The 16,795-nt window shown below is 71.3% G+C and carries 16 protein-coding genes; 14 read left to right on the top strand and 2 right to left on the bottom strand.

Annotation, left to right across the window (positions count from 1 at the left end):
• The first annotated feature begins 14 nt into the window (after window positions 1-14).
• The 7 genes from LL946_RS18100 to LL946_RS18070 all read left to right on the top strand — a co-directional run bounded on the left by LL946_RS18100 (window position 15) and on the right by LL946_RS18070 (window position 4,838).
• Entirely contained in the window at window positions 15-1,133 is a 1,119-nt protein-coding gene (locus LL946_RS18100) for a ferrochelatase (protein WP_404383190.1), read from the top strand.
• Between the two features lies 1 nt (window position 1,134).
• Complete coding sequence (locus tag LL946_RS18095; protein ID WP_404383188.1) at window positions 1,135-1,983, top strand: inositol monophosphatase family protein; 849 nt, start codon at window positions 1,135-1,137, stop codon at window positions 1,981-1,983.
• A gap of 156 nt (window positions 1,984-2,139) precedes the next feature.
• Window positions 2,140-2,439, top strand: a complete 300-nt coding sequence (locus tag LL946_RS18090) for a DUF4193 domain-containing protein (RefSeq protein ID WP_404383186.1) — start codon at window positions 2,140-2,142, stop codon at window positions 2,437-2,439.
• A 53-nt stretch (window positions 2,440-2,492) separates the two neighbouring features.
• Window positions 2,493-2,987, top strand: coding sequence for a dUTP diphosphatase (dut, locus tag LL946_RS18085; RefSeq protein WP_404383184.1), 495 nt, complete (start codon window positions 2,493-2,495; stop codon window positions 2,985-2,987).
• Entirely contained in the window at window positions 2,984-3,763 is a 780-nt protein-coding gene (locus tag LL946_RS18080) for a DUF3710 domain-containing protein (protein WP_404383182.1), read from the top strand. The genes dut and LL946_RS18080 overlap by 4 nt, the downstream gene beginning before the upstream one ends.
• Complete coding sequence (locus LL946_RS18075) at window positions 3,763-4,131, top strand: OB-fold nucleic acid binding domain-containing protein (protein ID WP_404383180.1); 369 nt, start codon at window positions 3,763-3,765, stop codon at window positions 4,129-4,131. The genes LL946_RS18080 and LL946_RS18075 overlap by 1 nt, the downstream gene beginning before the upstream one ends.
• The gene (locus LL946_RS18070; RefSeq protein WP_404383178.1) at window positions 4,128-4,838 is read left to right on the top strand and encodes a DUF3159 domain-containing protein; all 711 of its coding nucleotides are present in this window, start codon (window positions 4,128-4,130) and stop codon (window positions 4,836-4,838) included. Before LL946_RS18075 ends, LL946_RS18070 begins: the two co-directional genes overlap by 4 nt.
• Window positions 4,839-4,888: 50 nt before the next feature.
• On the opposite strand, the gene LL946_RS18065 is transcribed toward LL946_RS18070, so the two are convergent.
• Both LL946_RS18065 and LL946_RS18060 read right to left on the bottom strand, forming a co-directional pair.
• Window positions 4,889-5,575: a potassium channel family protein gene (locus tag LL946_RS18065; protein WP_404383176.1), complete on the bottom strand. Its 687-nt coding sequence runs from the start codon at window positions 5,573-5,575 to the stop codon at window positions 4,889-4,891.
• Window positions 5,576-5,598: 23 nt separating this feature from the next.
• A complete protein-coding gene (locus LL946_RS18060) occupies window positions 5,599-6,261 on the bottom strand; it encodes a potassium channel family protein (protein WP_404383174.1) in 663 nt (220 codons plus the stop codon).
• 64 nt (window positions 6,262-6,325) lie between these two features.
• On the opposite strand from LL946_RS18060, the gene LL946_RS18055 reads away from it, so the two are divergent.
• The 7 genes from LL946_RS18055 (at window position 6,326) to acnA (ending at window position 16,634) form a co-directional block, all read left to right on the top strand.
• Window positions 6,326-8,335: an APC family permease gene (locus LL946_RS18055; RefSeq protein WP_404383172.1), complete on the top strand. Its 2,010-nt coding sequence runs from the start codon at window positions 6,326-6,328 to the stop codon at window positions 8,333-8,335.
• A complete protein-coding gene (locus LL946_RS18050; protein ID WP_404383170.1) occupies window positions 8,332-9,633 on the top strand; it encodes a class I SAM-dependent RNA methyltransferase in 1,302 nt (433 codons plus the stop codon). Before LL946_RS18055 ends, LL946_RS18050 begins: the two co-directional genes overlap by 4 nt.
• 135 nt (window positions 9,634-9,768) lie before the next feature.
• Entirely contained in the window at window positions 9,769-10,803 is a 1,035-nt protein-coding gene (locus LL946_RS18045; RefSeq protein WP_404383168.1) for an AAA family ATPase, read from the top strand.
• Entirely contained in the window at window positions 10,796-11,743 is a 948-nt protein-coding gene (locus tag LL946_RS18040; protein WP_404383166.1) for a DUF58 domain-containing protein, read from the top strand. The genes LL946_RS18045 and LL946_RS18040 overlap by 8 nt, the downstream gene beginning before the upstream one ends.
• Window positions 11,743-12,690, top strand: coding sequence for a VWA domain-containing protein (locus LL946_RS18035; RefSeq protein ID WP_404383164.1), 948 nt, complete (start codon window positions 11,743-11,745; stop codon window positions 12,688-12,690). The genes LL946_RS18040 and LL946_RS18035 overlap by 1 nt, the downstream gene beginning before the upstream one ends.
• A 31-nt stretch (window positions 12,691-12,721) precedes the next feature.
• Window positions 12,722-13,651, top strand: coding sequence for a S1C family serine protease (locus LL946_RS18030; protein ID WP_404383162.1), 930 nt, complete (start codon window positions 12,722-12,724; stop codon window positions 13,649-13,651).
• A 184-nt stretch (window positions 13,652-13,835) separates the two neighbouring features.
• Complete coding sequence (gene acnA / locus LL946_RS18025) at window positions 13,836-16,634, top strand: aconitate hydratase AcnA (RefSeq protein ID WP_404383160.1); 2,799 nt, start codon at window positions 13,836-13,838, stop codon at window positions 16,632-16,634.
• Window positions 16,635-16,795 lie beyond the last annotated feature (161 nt).

Below are 16,795 nucleotides of genomic sequence, written 5' to 3'. Positions count from 1 at the left end.
GTTAGGTTGTGGGTATGCCGATCCCGTCCGACGACGACGCCCTCGCCCCCTACGACGCAGTCCTGCTGCTCTCCTTCGGCGGCCCGGAGGCGCCCGACGAGGTCATGCCCTTCCTGAGGCGGGTGACCGCCGGTCGCGACATCCCGGAGGAGCGGCTCCAGGAGGTCGCCTCGCACTACCACCACTTCGGCGGTGGCAGCCCGATCAACGACCAGAACCGCGCCCTGCTCGCCGCGCTGGAGGCCGAGATCGTGGCCCGCGGCTCGGGTGTGCCGGTCCTGTGGGGCAACCGCAACAGCGAGCCCTTCGTCGCCGACACCCTGCGTGCGGCACGCGCCGAGGGCCTGCTCCGCCTCTGCGTCGTCGTGACGTCGGCCTACTCGTCGTACTCCGGCTGCCGCCAGTACCGCGAGGACGTCGCCGCCGCCAGCGAGGAGCTGGGCGTGGCCGCGGCCGACCTCGTCATCGACAAGATCCGTCCCTACGCCCTCCACCCGGGGTTCGTCGCCGTCAACACCGAGCACCTCGTCGAGACGGTCCAGGCGATCCCCGACCTCGATCCCGCGACGACGCGACTGCTCTTCGTCACGCACTCCGTCCCCAACGCGATGGACGACACGTCCGGTCCGGGGGACGGTGACGGCAACCTCTACGTCGAGCAGCACCTGCGCACCGGCCACCTCGTCGCCCAGGGGCTGGCCGAGCGCACCGGAGTCACCCTCGAGCACGAGCTCGTCTTCTGCTCACGCTCCGGCAGCCCGCGCACGCCCTGGCTCGAACCCGACGTCAACGACCGGATCGAGGAGCTTGCCGGAGAGGGTGTGCAGACCGTCGTGCTCGCCCCGATCGGCTTCGTCTCGGACCACATGGAGGTCGTCAACGATCTCGACCGCGAGGCCCGCGAGACGGCCGAGCGCGTCGGGGTCAACTTCGCCCGCGTCCCCACGGCCGGCACACACCCCCTCTTCGTCGAGGCGCTCGTCGACCTCCTCCACGAGCGGGCTGCAGAGGCCCGTGACGAGCTCGTCGTGCCCGCCCAAGCGGACGCAGGCGACCTGAGGCCGTCCATCTGCGCCAGCGGCTGTTGCCCCAACCTGCGCGCTGCCAGGCCCGCACTCTGCGGCAGGGACTGACATGGAGCCCGCGCTGCCCGACGACACCCTCGCCGCGGCGCTCGAGGCCCTCGCGGCCGACGTGGCCCGCTCGGCCGGTCGTCTCGTCGTCGACGAGCGTCCCGACGCCGTCGAGGTGGCCTCCACGAAGTCGACCGCGACCGACGTCGTCACCGCGATGGACCAGGCGTCCCAGGACCATCTCCTGGCCCGCCTGCGCGAGGCGCGCCCGGACGACGCCGTGTTGGGCGAGGAGGACGGGGGCGCCACCGGCACGTCGGGCATCACGTGGGTGATCGACCCCATCGACGGGACCGTCAACTACCTCTACGGGATCCCCGCGTATGCCGTCTCCGTCGCGGCCGTGGTCGGCGACCCGACCGTGCCCGGGGCCTGGCGGCCCTTCGCCGGGGCGGTCTACAACCCGGTCACCGACGAGCTCTTCCGCGCGCGGGCCGGTGCCGGCGCGCAGCTCGTGGTGGGGGAGACCCAGACCCCGTTGGTCCCGACGGCGTGCGACTCGCTCCCGCAGGCACTCGTCGCCACGGGATTCGGGTATGCCGCGGAGCGCCGTGAGCGTCAGGGTCGCCTCGTCCTCGAGCTCCTCCCGCAGATCCGTGACATCCGGCGCGCCGGGAGTGCCGCCCTCGATCTCTGCTCCGTGGCCGCCGGCCGTGTGGACGCCTACTACGAGACCGGCCTCAACCCCTGGGACCTCGCGGCGGGGTGGATCGTCGCCGTGGAGGCCGGTGCTGCCGTCGGCGGGTTCGACGGTCCGGGCGACGCCCTCACCTGGGCCTGTGCGCCGGGGCTCACCGAGGCCTTCGCCAATCTCGTCGAAGCGGGTACCCGCAGGCACTTGGGCGACTAGTCTCGGGCCGCTGTGGCGCCGATCGCGCCGATGGTGCACAATCGCCGCTCGCACGGGCACAAAATCGACAGTCCATGCGTTGACTGGGCGAAGCAGGGCCGTCAGTGTCCCGGAACTGCCTCCGGAACTGACCAAGGACTTTTGGAAGGGAGCGCAATGGCGACTGACTACGACGCGCCACGCAAGACCGACGACGAGATGTCCGAGGACTCCATCGAGGAGCTCAAGACTCGTCGGAACGACAAGCGATCCTCGAGCGTCGACGTCGACGAGACCGAGCAGGCCGAGGGGTTCGAGCTCCCCGGGGCCGACCTGTCGGGTGAGGAGATGTCGGTGCGGGTCATCCCGCGCCAGGCCGACGAGTTCACGTGCTCGCGGTGCTTCCTCGTGCACCACCGCAGCCAGCTGGCGTCCGAGAAGAACGGTCAGATGATCTGCAGCGAGTGCGCCGCCTGAGCGGTGCCGACGGCGGTTCGCCAGAACCGCGCGGCGAGATAGGGTCAGTCCTCGTGACTGGCCCTTCTCGCGTTCGGGTCGCCTTCCGGCGGCTGTCCCCGGAAGCCCGTGTCCCGGCATACGCGTCCGAGGGTGACGCGGGCGCCGACCTCACCGCCGTGGAGTCGACGACGCTCGCCCCCGGCGAGCGGACCCTGGTCCGGACCGGGCTCGCCGTCGCACTCCCGCCCGGGACGGTCGGCTTGGTCCACCCGCGGTCCGGGCTCGCCGCCCGGCACGGGATCACCGTGGTCAACGCCCCGGGCACCATCGACTCGGGCTACCGCGGCGAGATCCTCGTCAACCTCGTCAACCTCGACCCGCGCGAGCCCTTCACCGTCGAGGTGGGCGACCGCATCGCCCAGCTCGTCGTCCAGGAGTACGTCCACGCCGAGTTCTCCGAGGCCGACTCGCTCCCGGGCAGCGTCCGGGGGGACACTGGACACGGATCCACAGGGGGATTCGGCACGACACCCCCACAGACCTTTGAGGAAGTGACCACGCAGTGAGCATCTTTCGCCGGCGCAAGGCCGATGCGGAGACCGCAGCCGACGCCGGGACCGAGACCGATCTCGCGACCGCCGACGCCACCGAGGACGCCGCCACCGACGGCGACGCGGCCGAGGTGACCTCGGACGCGCCCGTCGACCGCAGCACCGGCCCCTTCGACGCGACCGAGGTCGCGGACGACGACGGCCGGCTCGACCTCGGGGCCCTGCGCATCCGCGGCTCCGAGGGCATGGAGCTGCGCCTCGAGATCGACCAGGAGCAGCAGCACGTCGTCGCCGCCACGGCCGTCATCGGCGAGTCCGCCCTGCAGATGCAGGCGTTCGCGGCGCCCCGCTCCGGCGGTGTCTGGGCCGACATCCGCTCCGAGATCGCCACGGCCATCGAGACCCAGGGCGGCACGGCCGACCTCGACGACGGACCGCTCGGCACCGAGCTGCGCACCCGGATGCCCAGTGCGGGCCCTGACGGCCGCACGGTGTTCGCGCCGGCTCGCTTCCTCGGTGTCGACGGACCCCGCTGGTTCCTTCGCGGTGTCATCTCCGGCCGCGGTGCGATCGACGACGACGCCGCGGCGCCGCTGCTCGACGTGTTCCGCGAGACCGTCGTGGTCCGCGGCAGCGACCCGATGGCGCCGCGCGAGCTCCTCCCGCTGCGGCTTCCGCAGGAAGAGGCCGCACCCATGCCCGACGTCCCCGGTGAGGAGCAGGCCGGGCCGACGTCGACCGACGACCTCAACCCCTTCGAACGCGGACCCGAGATCACCGAGGTGAGGTGATGGGCCTCAAGGAGCGCATCCGCGACCTCACGCGGACCGAGTCGCAGCTCGAGGCGGCCGAGATCCGCGAGCGCACGCTCGCCGACCCCGGTGCCGCCGTGGCCTGCGCCGGTGAGCTCGTCGAGAGGCGACCGGCCACGGTCGCCGGCTGCATCCGCTGCATCACGATCCCGCCCAAGCAGAGCGTGCCGGTCCTCGTCGCCGAGCTGTTCGACGGTGAGCGGTCGGTCAACCTCGTCTGGGTGGGCCGTCGCCGGATCGCCGGCATCGACCCCGGCGTCTTCCTCACGGCCGAGGGCCGGATCGCCAAGGTCAAGGGTCAGCCGACCATCTTCAACCCGACCTACCAGATCGTCCCGACCAAGTGAGCCGCGACGTGACCCCCGAGGTGGCGCCGACCGAGCGCGCGAGCGCCGAGACCGTCGAGGAGCTCATCCGGCACCGCCTCTCGAGTGCCCTGGGCGGCTGGCGTGGCTCGATCGAGACCGCGCTCCCAACGGTGGCCTTCATCGGTGTGTGGAGCTGGCGACAGGACCTGCGGCTGGCCGTGTGGTGCGCCGTCGGTGTGGCCGTCGTGCTCGCCGTCGCCCGCCTCGTCCAGCGCTCGAGCCTCCAACACGTGCTCGGCGCCGTCTTCGCGACCGCGCTGGCGGCCTTCTTCGCCATGCGCAGCGGCCGGGCCGAGGACGCCTTCCTGCCGGGGATGCTGCTCTCCGGCGGCTACCTCGTCGGCACGCTCATCTCGATCCTCGTGCGGTGGCCGGTCGTCGGCTTCCTCGTCGGGGCCGGTGACCCGCGGGCCGCGGAGGACCCGTTCGGCTGGCGTCGCGACGCCGGGATGGTCCGGGTCTGCTCGCGCCTCTCGTGGGTCCTCGTCGCCCTGTATGCCGTGCGCCTCTCGATCCAGGTCCCGCTCTACCTCGTGGCCCAGGTCGAGGCGCTCGGCGTCGCCAAGATCGTCCTCGGCTGGCCGTTGTGGATCGGCGGCGTGGCCGTCATGGGCTGGCTGCTCGTGCGAGGGTCGACTCCTCAGGAGCCCGAGCCCGAGACGGTGCGTTCCTCCGAGCAGGACTGACCACCGCGTCGCAGGCAGGTCCATCGGCGGAGCGCCGGTGAGCGGTGGGGTCAGTCGTCGATCTCGCGCTTCTGGCGCGTCCCGGGGCTGAGCATCGACTCGAGGTCGGACTCGCCCTCCGTGGTCGTGATGAAGAGCAGCTCGTCCAGGGGCTCGAGCGCGTCGTCGCGGCTCGGCGCGATCGGGTGCCCGCCGCGGATGATGCCGGTGAGGACCGTGTCGGGCGGGAAGGCGATGTCACCGACCCGCGTGCCGGCATACGGGCTCCCGGCGGGAAGGGTCATCTCGACCATGGCGGCGTGACCCTGCTGGAACTCGAAGATCCGCACGAGGTCGCCGACCGAGACGGCCTCCTCGACGAGGGCCGTCATGAGACGCGGGGTCGACACGGCCACGTCGACGCCCCAGGCCTCGTCGAACATCCACTCGTTCTTGGGGTTGTTGACGCGGGCGACCGTGCGGGGCACACCGAACTCGGTCTTGGCGAGCAGCGAGACGACGAGGTTGGCCTTGTCGTCGCCCGTGGCGGCAACGACGACGTCGCAGTCGGCCACACCGGCCTCGTTGAGCGCCGAGAGCTCACAGGCGTCGGCCTGGAGCCACGCGGCGTCCGGGACCTTGGCGACCCGCTCACCGTCGGCCTCGCGGTCGATGAGGAGGAGCTGGTGGCCGTTGCGGATGAGCTCGCGGGCGATGGAGCGGCCCACGCTCCCGGCCCCGGCGATGACGACGCGCATGTGCTTGTCCTTGAGTCGTGAGGTCAGTGCGCCGGGGGAGCGGCGTCGAGGATGCGCTCGGCCTCGGCGAGGCGGTCGCGGTCGAGCGAGAAGTGGACGAGGTCGCCGTCCTGGTAGACCGTGTCGGCCAATGGGATCATGCCCTCGCCGAGCCGGCTGACGTAGGCGACCCGTCCGCCCACCTCGTGCTCGAGCTGGGAGATCCGGCGACCCACCCACGCGGCGCTGACCGGCATCTCGGCGATGACGACGCGACCGCTCGGGTCGGTGTACTCCGGGACGTGGCCCTGGGGCAGGAGCCGGCGCAGGACCTGGTCGCTGGTCCACTTCACGGTCGCCACCGTGGGGATGCCGAGGCGCTGGTAGATCTCGGCGCGACCGGGGTCGTAGATGCGGGCGACGACGTTCTCGACGCCGAACTTCTCGCGCGCGACGCGAGCCGCGAGGATGTTGGAGTTGTCGCCGCTGGAGACGGCCGCGAAGGCGTAGGCGTCGGCGATGCCGGCCTCGCGCAGGGTGTCGCGGTCGAAGCCGACGCCGACGACGCGGCGCCCCTCGAAGGAGGTTCCGAGCCGGCGGAAGGCCAACTCGTCCTGGTCGATGATGGCGACCTCGTGACCGGCCCTCTCGAGGGCTCTGGCCAGTGAGGCACCGACGCGGCCGCAGCCCATGATCACGAAGTGCACGGATCCGACGCTACACCGGCCCACCGGGACCGCGACGGGGCGCGCTGGTGCATAGAGTGGCGGCGTGAGTTCCTCTGGCCGCGTGGTCAAACGCGTCATCCTCGGCCGGGCCATGCGCTCGGACCGACTGGGTGAGACCCTCCTCCCCAAACGCCTCGCCCTCCCCGTCTTCGCCAGCGACGCGCTCTCGTCCGTGGCCTATGCGCCGGACGAGATCCTGCTGACGCTCGGGCTGGCCGGCGGGGCCCTCGCTGCGACCCACTCGTGGCAGATCGCGCTCGCCGTCGTCCTCGTCATGGCGGTGGTCGTCATGAGCTACCGGCAGAACGTCCACGCCTACCCATCGGGTGGTGGCGACTACGAGGTCGCCAGCGTCAACCTCGGCGCCAAGGCGGGACTGACCGTCGGGAGCGCCCTGCTCGTCGACTACGTCCTCACCGTCGCGGTGTCGGTCTCGGCCGGTGTCCAGAACGCCGCGTCGGCGTTCACCTTCCTGCGCGGTCACGAGGTCGCTGCCGCCGTGACGCTCGTCGTCCTGCTCACGGCCATGAATCTTCGTGGTGTGCGGGAGTCCGGCAAGGCGTTCGCCGTCCCGACCTACCTCTTCATGGCCACCGTGATCGGCATGGCCCTCGTGGGCTTCTTCCGCCAGGCGGCCGGCACGCTTCCCAAGGCCGAGAGTGCGGCATACGAGCTGGCTCCCGAGCCCGGGATGGGTGCGCTGGGGACGGCGGCGATGGCGTTCCTCCTGCTGCGGGCGTTCTCGTCCGGCTGTGCCGCGCTCACCGGCGTCGAGGCGATCTCCAACGGGGTCCCCGCCTTCCAGAAGCCCAAGAGCCGCAACGCCGCGACGACCCTCCTGCTCATGGGCGGACTCGCGATCACGATGCTCGCCTCCATGGTCGCGCTGGCCCGGTGGACCGACGTCAAGATCGCCGAGGACCCCGAGACCCAGCTCCTCCAGGACGGCGTGCCGGTGGGGGAGGGCTACGTCCAGGACACCGTGATGGGCCAGGTCGCCAAGGCGGTGTTCGACGGCTTCCACCCCGGAGTCGTGCTCGTGTCGATCGTCACCGGCCTCATCCTCTTCCTGGCCGCCAACACCGCCTTCAACGGCTTCCCCGTCCTCGGGTCCATCCTCGCCCGTGACGGCTTCCTCCCGCGCCAGCTGCACACCCGTGGCGACCGGCTCGCGTTCTCCAACGGGATCCTCATCCTCGCCGCCGCCGCTGCCGGCCTCATCGCGCTCTACGACGCTCAGGTCACCAAGCTCATCCAGCTCTACATCGTCGGTGTCTTCGTCTCGTTCACGCTGAGCCAGACGGGCATGATCCGCCACTGGAACCGCCACCTCGCGGTCGAGCGCGATCCCCGTGCCCGTGCACGCATGCAGCGCAGCCGCATCATCAACGCGGTCGGCGCCGCAATGTCGGGGGTGGTGCTCCTCGTCGTCCTCGCGACGAAGTTCCTCCACGGCGCCGGCTACGCCATCGCGGCCATGGCCGTCCTGTACCTCCTCATGATGCGCGTCAAGCGCCACTACGACCGCGTGCGCGACGAGCTGCGGGTCGACGAGTCCGACACCACCCAGCAGATGCTGCCGTCGCGGGTGCACGCCATCGTGCTCGTGTCCAAGATCCACAAGCCGACGATGCGGGCCCTCGCCTACGCCCGCGCCACCCGGCCCTCGGTCCTCGAGGCACTGACCGTCGACGTCGACCCGGAGGAGACCAAGGTGCTCCAGGCCGAGTGGGACCGACGGCAGCTCCCACTCCCGCTCAAGGCGCTCGACAGCCCTTACCGCGAGGTCACGCGGCCCGTCGTGGACTACGTCAAGTCCCTGCGCTCGGGCAACCCGCGCGACATCGTCGTCGTCTACATCCCCGAGTACGTCCTCGGTCACTGGTGGGAGCAGGCGCTGCACAACCAGAGCGCCCTGCGGCTCAAGGGCCGACTCCTCTTCACTCCCGGCGTCATGGTGTCGAGCGTGCCGTGGCAGCTCGCCTCCTCCGCCGGCATGGAGGAGAGGCTGGACGGTCCCGTCGTCGGCGACGTGCGGCGCGGCGAGGGATGAGCGACTCCCCGGAGCCCGTGGTCGCCGACGAGCTCACGGTCGGTGACGAGGTCGACGTCGACGCGGGCCCGATCGCGCACGGCGGCTTCGTCGTCGCGCGCCACGAGGGCAGGGTGCTCTTCGTCCGGCACGCCCTGCCGGGTGAGCGGGTGCGCGCCCGGATCACCGAGGGTGGTCCCGGGGACCGCTTCCTGCGCGGCGACGCCGTCTCGGTCCTCGAGGCCTCGCCCGAGCGAGTCGCACCTCCCTGCCCGTATGCCGGCCCCGGCCTCTGCGGCGGCTGCGACTTCCAGCACGTGTCGCTCGCGGAACAGCGGCGCCTCAAGGCCTCGGTGGTCGAGGAGCAGCTCCGCCGGCTGGCCAGGGTCGAGTGGGACGTCGTCGTCGAACCGGTGCCGGGCGACACGGACGGCCTGCGCTGGCGCACCCGGACCGAGTTCGCCGTGGACGCGTCCGGTCGCGCCGGCATGAGGCGGCATCGCAGCCACGACATCATCGCCATCGACGACTGCCTCATCGCCGACGAGCGCGTCGTGGGCACCGGCGTCCTGCAGGGCCACTGGCTCGGGGAGAAGGCCGTGGACGTCGTGGCGCCGGCGGACGGAGCGGCTGCGGTCGTCCGGGTCCCGTCCGACGAGGACGAGGCCCCGGTGGTCACCGAAACGGTTGCGGCGCAGCGCCTCTCGCGGACGTTCGACGTGAGCTCCCGCGGCTTCTGGCAGGTCCACCCCGGAGCCGCAGCGACCTTCGTCGACGCGGTCGTCGACGGCCTCGACCCGCAGGAGGGCGAGCGCTGCCTCGACCTCTATGCGGGCGTGGGCGTGTTCGCCTCCGCGCTCGCCGAGGCCGTGGGACCGTCGGGCCAGGTCATCGCCGTGGAGTCGGACCCGACCGCCGTCGCCCAGGCCCGCCTCAACGTCGAGCGCACGCCGTGGGTGCACTACGTCCAGGGGCGGGTCGACCACGTGTTCGGGGTGGAGTCGACCGGCCGGGTCGCCGGGGCACGCAAGGGCCGTCGCCGCACAGGCTCTCGACGGCCGCACAGCCAGCTGCCGCCCACCGCCGACGTCGTCGTCCTCGACCCGCCGCGCACCGGTGCGGGCAAGGCCGTGGTCGGTGCCGTCGTGGCGCTCGGCCCCCGCGCGGTGGCCTATGTCGCCTGCGATCCCGCAGCGCTCGGGCGGGACACGGCATACCTGCAGGAGCGCGGCTACGCGCTGACGTCGCTGCGGGCGTTCGACGCGTTCCCGATGACCCACCACGTCGAGTGCGTCGCCATCTTCGGGCGCGCTGGCTGATACCCACCGTTCTCTCAGCCAATTCCCCTGTTCGCACGGCCGGTTATCGCACACCCTTGATGGTGTGGTGCCAGCCCGCCACTGCCGTGGGTCCGCCCCGGAGGGCGAGGGCACCCGCGATCTCAGGAGCGAACCATGACGAACCACGACGACCGCGCGATTCGCCCGCTTGCCGCAGGTCCCGCGCTCGAGCGCACCCTCTTCGAGGTGAAGAAGGTCGTCGTCGGCCAGGACCGCATGGTCGAGCGCATGCTCGTCGGCCTGCTCGCCCGCGGGCACGTCCTCCTCGAGGGTGTGCCCGGCGTGGCGAAGACCCTCGCGGTCCGGACCCTCGCCGAGGCGATCGGCGGGACGTTCAAGCGGCTCCAGTTCACGCCCGACCTCATGCCCGGCGACATCGTCGGCACGAGGGTCTGGCGCCCGTCGAGCGACGCGTTCGACACGGAGCTCGGACCGATCTTCGCCAACCTCGTGCTCGCCGACGAGATCAACCGCGCCCCGGCGAAGGTGCAGTCGGCGCTGCTCGAGGCGATGGCCGAGCGGCAGGTGACGATCGGCGGGCGCACCTTCGAGCTCCCCGCGCCCTTCCTCGTCCTCGCGACCCAGAACCCGATCGAGTCGGAGGGGGTCTACCAGCTCCCCGAGGCACAGCGGGACCGCTTCCTGCTCAAGATCGACGTGGGCTACCCGAGCGACGTCGAGGAGCTGACGATCCTGCAGCGCATGAGCGTCAACCCGCCGAGGGCCCACCTCACCCTCGAGCTCGACGAGGTCGAGGAGCTCCAGCGTGCAGCCGACCGGGTCTTCGTCCACCACGCGGTGGCGCAGTACGCCGTGGCGCTCGTCATCGCGACGCGTGAGCCGCACCGCTTCGGACTCGGCCACCTCGACGGCATCATCGACTTCGGCGTCAGCCCCCGGGCCACCCTCGGCCTCGTCGCCGCCGGTCGCGCCCTGGCCCTGTTGCGTGGCCGCGACTACGTCCTGCCCGGGGACATCGCGGACATCGCTCCGGACGTCCTGTCGCACCGGGTCGTGCTGTCGTTCGAGGCCGTGGCCGACGGGGTCGCCCCCCGCGCGATCGTCGGTGAGGTGCTCGGCGCCGTGCGGATGCCCGAGGTCGCACCCGGCCAGCACGACGCCTCGGTGGGTGCGACCGGTCATGCCTGACCCCACGAGGGACCTGGGCAGGGCGGGCGACCGCGCGTTCAAGGCCCTCGACCTTGTCGTCCGGCGCCGGCTCAACGGGCTGCTCCAGGGCGACCGGGCCGGCACGCGGCTCGGGTCCGGCTCGGAGCCCGAGGAGGTCGTCCGCTACCGCGCCGGCGAGGACGACGTGCGCCGGATGGACTGGAACGTCACCGCGCGCACCGGCGAGCCCCATGTGTGGCGGCCCCTCGCCGAGCACGAGCTCGACACGTGGGTGCTCGTCGACGAGACACCGAGCATGGACTTCGGCACGGCGAGGAGCGAGAAGCGCGACGTCGCGGGCTGGGTCGCCGGATCGGTCGGGCTGCTCACCGACGGGCCCGGGAACCGCGTCGGAGTGGCCCACCTGACCCCGACGGGACTCGAGTGGGACGCACCGCTGCCGGGCCGGGTCAGTGCCCGCCGGACCCTGCGCTCGGTCACCGGTGCGCCGCGTGCCGACCGCCGGACCGACACGACGACGCTCGGAGAGGCGATCACCGCACTCGAGCGACGACACCGGCGCCCGGGCCTGCGGGTGGTCGTCAGCGACTTCGTCGAACCCGACGGTGTCGCGGAGCGACCGTTCGGGTGGGAGCAGGCCCTGCGCCGGCTCTGCGCCCGGCACGACGTCATCGTCGTCGAGGTGCTCGACCCCCGTGAGCTCGAGCTCCCGGACCTCGGGCTCGTCGTGCTGCGCGATCCGGAGACCGGGCGCTCCCGCGAGGTCCACACGAGCCCGACCGTCCGGGCGCGCTACGCGGAGCTGGCCGCGCGACACCGTGCCGCGGTCGCCGAGGCGGTCCGCGCCGCCGGGGCCGGGCACGTCGTCGTCCGCACCGACTCCGACTGGGTCCGTGACCTGGCCCGCTACATCCTGTCCCGGCGCCGCACGCGCCGGCTCGACCGAAGGGTTCGCTGATGGAGCTCCTCGCGCCCCTGTGGCTCCTCCTGCTCCTGCCGCTCGTCGCGCTCGTCGTCACCTATGTCGTGATGCAGCGGCGCAGACGCCGGTATGCCGTCCGCTTCGCCTCCCTGCCCCTCCTCGACAAGGTTGCGCCGGAGCAGCCCGGCTGGCGACGGCACGCACCGGCCGCGGCCTTCCTCCTGGCCATGGCGGCGATGGCCTTCGCGGCTGCGCGTCCGGTCGTGGAGCTGAGGGTCCCGCACGAGCGGGCCACGGTCATCGTCGCCATCGACGTGTCGCGCTCGATGCAGGCGACCGACGTCGAGCCGAACCGGATGGAGGCCGCCAAGCAGGCCGCGGCCGCGTTCATCGAGAACCTCCCCGACACCTTCAACGTCGGGCTCGTGACGTTCTCCGGGTCGACCTCGGTGCTCGCGACGCCGTCCACCGACCACGAGGCGGTCGCGGGCGCGCTGGAAGGGCTGGCCATGGCCAACAGCACCGCCATCGGCGAGGCGGTCATCACCTCGCTCGACCAGGTGGCGTCCATGGCCGAGGGCGACGAGAACCTCGACGTCCCCGCTCGCATCGTCCTGCTGTCCGACGGGACGAACACCACCGGGCGCAGCCCCGACGAGGCGGCGATCGCCGCCACCGAGGCGGCCGTGCCCGTGTCGACCATCGCCTACGGCACCCAGGAGGGCACCGTCGAGATCGAGGGCCGACTGGTCCCGGTCCCCGTGGACGTCGAGGCCCTCGCCGCGCTCGCGGACGGCACGGGTGGTCAGGCCTACACCGCGGAGAGCGGCGACGAGCTCGCCGAGGTCTACGAGGACATCGGCTCCTCCATCGGGTGGCGCACCGAGCCACGCGAGATCACGCCCTACCTCGCGGCCGCAGGGTTCCTCCTGGCCCTGGGGGCCGGAGCGATGTCGCTGCGCTGGTTCGCGAGGCTCCCGTGACGCTCCGAACCACAGAGAGGCGGTGGCTGCCATGACGCATCCATCGATCCCGCGCCCACCCGAGGACCATGGCTTCGAGGTGCAGGGAGGCCGCTGGCGCGGACTCGGCGAACCTGCCGGCCCCGACTTCCTGAGAGCCAACCTGCCCGCGCCGTCCTCGCCTGTGCATCCCATCGACCCGGCCGGATCCCCTGTGCCCGCCGGCCGGGAGCGGCGTCGCAGCCGGCTCCCTGCGCTCCTCCTGGCCTCAGCCCTGTCAGGGGGTCTCGCGGGGGCCGGAGTCGCCGTCGTGCTCGGCCCGGACGCCGACCCCTCGTCCGGGTCGAGCATCGCCGTCGAGCCGCCCTCGGGCCGAGTGCCTGCCGCGGCCACGGGCACCGAGGAGGGGGCGGCGCAGGCGATCCTGCCGAGCGTCGTGCAGGTGCGGGCCGGACAGTCGACGGGGTCCGGGTTCGTGCTCGACGACCGCGGCCACGTCATGACGAACCACCACGTCGTCGAGGGTGCCTTCTCGGTCTCGCTCCAGCTCGCGAGCGGCCGGGTCGTCAACGCCACCGTGGTGGGGAGCAGCGAGGCCGACGATATCGCCGTCCTCCGCGCGGATCCCGAGGCGCTCGAGCCGGCCCGCATCGGTCGGTCATCGGCCCTGCGGATCGGCCAACCGGTCATCGCCGTCGGGTCGCCACTCGGCCTCGACGGAACCGTGACGGCGGGCATCGTCAGTGCCGTCGAGCGCAGTGCGCGACTGGGCGGGGGAGCGAGCCAGAGCGTCATCCAGACCGACGCCTCGATCAACCCGGGCAACTCCGGTGGCCCGCTCGTCAACCTCGACGGCCAGGTCGTCGGCGTGAACACCGCGATCGCCACGCTCAGCGGCCGAGCGTCCGGGTCCATCGGCATCGGGTTCGCCGTGCCGATCGACCGCGCCGTCGACGTCGCCGAGGACATCATCGACGGGTGAGCGGACGGCATACGGCGTCGTGCTGCACGCGAACGCTCGCCCGCCTCGGGACCGGTCCGATCTCTCTGCCCACGAGGAGAGGCGGCGTGGGAAGGTGGACAGCAGCGCCCCTCCACTAGTATCTTGACGTCAAGATAATTTGGTGGACCGAACACACGCGATGACGCGCGGAAGGAGCAGGCTCGTGACGAGCACTGACAGCTTCAAGGCACACGGCGAACTCCAGGTGGGCGACAAGGCCTACGAGATCTACCGCCTCTCGGCGGTCGAGGGGAGCGAGACGCTTCCCTACAGCCTCAAGGTTCTCCTCGAGAACCTGCTGCGCACCGAGGACGGCGCCAACATCACGGCCGACCACATCCGCGCGCTCGGTGGATGGGACGAGAACGCCCAGCCCGACACCGAGATCCAGTTCACGCCGGCGCGCGTGATCATGCAGGACTTCACCGGCGTCCCCTGCGTCGTCGACCTCGCCACGATGCGTGAGGCCGTGGCCGACCTCGGCGGCAACCCGGAGAAGATCAACCCGCTGGCTCCCGCCGAGCTCGTCATCGACCACTCGGTGATCATCGACGTCTTCGGCCGCTCGGACGCCTTCGAGCGCAACGTCGAGATCGAGTACCAGCGCAACAACGAGCGCTACAAGTTCCTGCGCTGGGGCCAGACCGCGTTCGACGACTTCAAGGTCGTCCCGCCGGGCACCGGCATCGTCCACCAGGTCAACATCGAGCACCTCGCGCGCACCGTCATGACCCGTGAGGTCGACGGCGCGACGGTCGCCTACCCCGACACCTGCGTCGGCACCGACAGCCACACGACGATGGTCAACGGCCTCGGCGTCCTCGGCTGGGGCGTCGGCGGCATCGAGGCCGAGGCGGCCATGCTTGGCCAGCCCGTGTCGATGCTCATCCCGCGTGTCGTCGGCTTCAAGCTCTCCGGCTCCGTCCCGCAGGGCGCAACCGCGACCGACGTCGTCCTCACGATCACCGAGATGCTGCGCAAGCACGGCGTCGTCGGCAAGTTCGTCGAGTTCTACGGCGAGGGCGTCGGTGCCGTGCCGCTGGCCAACCGCGCCACGATCGGCAACATGAGCCCGGAGTTCGGCTCGACGTGCGCGATCTTCCCGATCGACGACGTGACCCTCGAGTACCTCCGCCTCACCGGCCGTTCCGAGGAGTCGGTTGCCCTCGTCGAGGCCTACGCGAAGGAGCAGGGCCTGTGGCTGCACGCCGGGCCCGACCAGCCCGAGTCCCGCTACTCCGAGCGCCTCGAGCTCGACCTCTCCACGGTCGTCCCCTCGATCGCCGGCCCCAAGCGCCCGCAGGACCGCATCGCGCTCACGGACGCCAAGGAGTCCTTCCGCAAGGTGCTCCCGACCTACGTCTCCCACGAGGAGGGTGACGACGGCACGGCCAGCTCGTTCCCCGCGAGCGACCCGACCCCCCAGGGTTCCCCCGAGGGCCAGAACGGCGGCTCCAAGCCGGCCGACTCGGGCTCCGGCGCCGACCGCCCGAGCAAGAAGGTCGCGATCACGATCAACGGCCAGGCCACCGAGGTCGACCACGGCATCGTCGCCATCGCCTCGATCACGTCGTGCACCAACACGTCCAACCCGTCGGTCATGATGGCGGCCGCGATGCTCGCCAAGAACGCCGTCGAGAAAGGCCTCACCGTCGCGCCGTGGGTCAAGACCTCGATGGCGCCGGGCTCCAAGGTCGTCACGGGCTACTACGAGAAGGCCGGCATGTGGCCCTACCTCGAGAAGCTCGGCTTCCACCTCGTCGGCTACGGCTGCACGACGTGCATCGGCAACTCGGGCCCGATCATCGACGAGGTCAGCAAGGCCGTGAACGACAACGACCTCGCGGTCGTGTCGGTCCTGTCCGGCAACCGCAACTTCGAGGGCCGCATCAACCCCGACGTCAAGATGAACTACCTCGCGTCGCCGCCGCTCGTCATCGCCTACGCCCTCGCCGGGACGATGGACTTCGACTTCGAGACCGACGCGCTCGGTACGGACACCGACGGCAACGACGTCTTCCTCAAGGACATCTGGCCGAGCCCGAACGACGTCGAGGCCACCATCGCCGGTGCGATCAGCCAGAAGCTGTTCACCGACGACTACGCCGACGTCTTCGCCGGTGACGAGCGCTGGCAGAGCCTGCCCACGCCGGAGGGCAACACCTTCGACTGGGACGCCGACTCGACGTACGTCCGCAAGCCCCCGTACTTCGACGGCATGCAGATGGAGACGACGCCGGTCACCGACATCGAGGGTGCGCGCGTCCTCGCCAAGCTCGGCGACTCGGTCACGACCGACCACATCAGCCCTGCTGGTGCGATCAAGACCGACAGCCCTGCGGGCAGGTACCTCGCGGACCACGGCGTCGAGCGCAAGGACTTCAACTCCTACGGGTCGCGTCGCGGCAACCACGAGATCATGATCCGCGGCACGTTCGCCAACATCCGGCTCAAGAACCTCCTGCTCGACGGGGTCGAGGGTGGCTTCACCCGCGACTTCACCAAGGGTGGCGAGCAGAGCACGATCTTCGACGCGTCGGCGAACTACCAGGCGGCGGGCACCCCGCTCGTCATCCTGGCCGGCAAGGAGTACGGCTCGGGCAGCTCGCGTGACTGGGCGGCCAAGGGCACCGCGCTCCTCGGGGTGCGGGCGGTCATCACCGAGAGTTACGAGCGCATCCATCGCTCCAACCTCATCGGCATGGGCGTCCTCCCGCTCCAGTTCCCGGAGGGCCAGAACGCCGAGTCCCTCGGGCTCGACGGGACCGAGACGTTCTCGGTCACCGGCGTCACCGAGCTCAACGAGGGCCGCACGCCGAAGACGGTCAAGGTCGTCGCGACCAAGGAGGGTGGCGAGGACGTGAGCTTCGACGCGGTCCTGCGCATCGACACCCCCGGCGAGGCCGACTACTACCGCAACGGCGGCATCCTCCAGTACGTCCTGCGGTCGCTCGTGAAGTAGGCCCGACCCGTCGGGAGACGACGACGCCGGTATGCCGTGAGCTCACGGCATACCGGCGTCTCGCGTTGTCGGACCCCCGCGTGGGCGGAAGTGACCCACGGGTAGAAACCACCCGTCCGGGGGGTTGTGAATAGCCCCTGACCTGCGATGAAGTGGGGAAC

It is taken from the genome of Knoellia locipacati, from assembly GCF_044791685.1.
Lineage (GTDB): Bacteria > Actinomycetota > Actinomycetes > Actinomycetales > Dermatophilaceae > Knoellia > Knoellia locipacati_A.
This window is presented reverse-complemented; position numbering and strand designations above follow the sequence as displayed.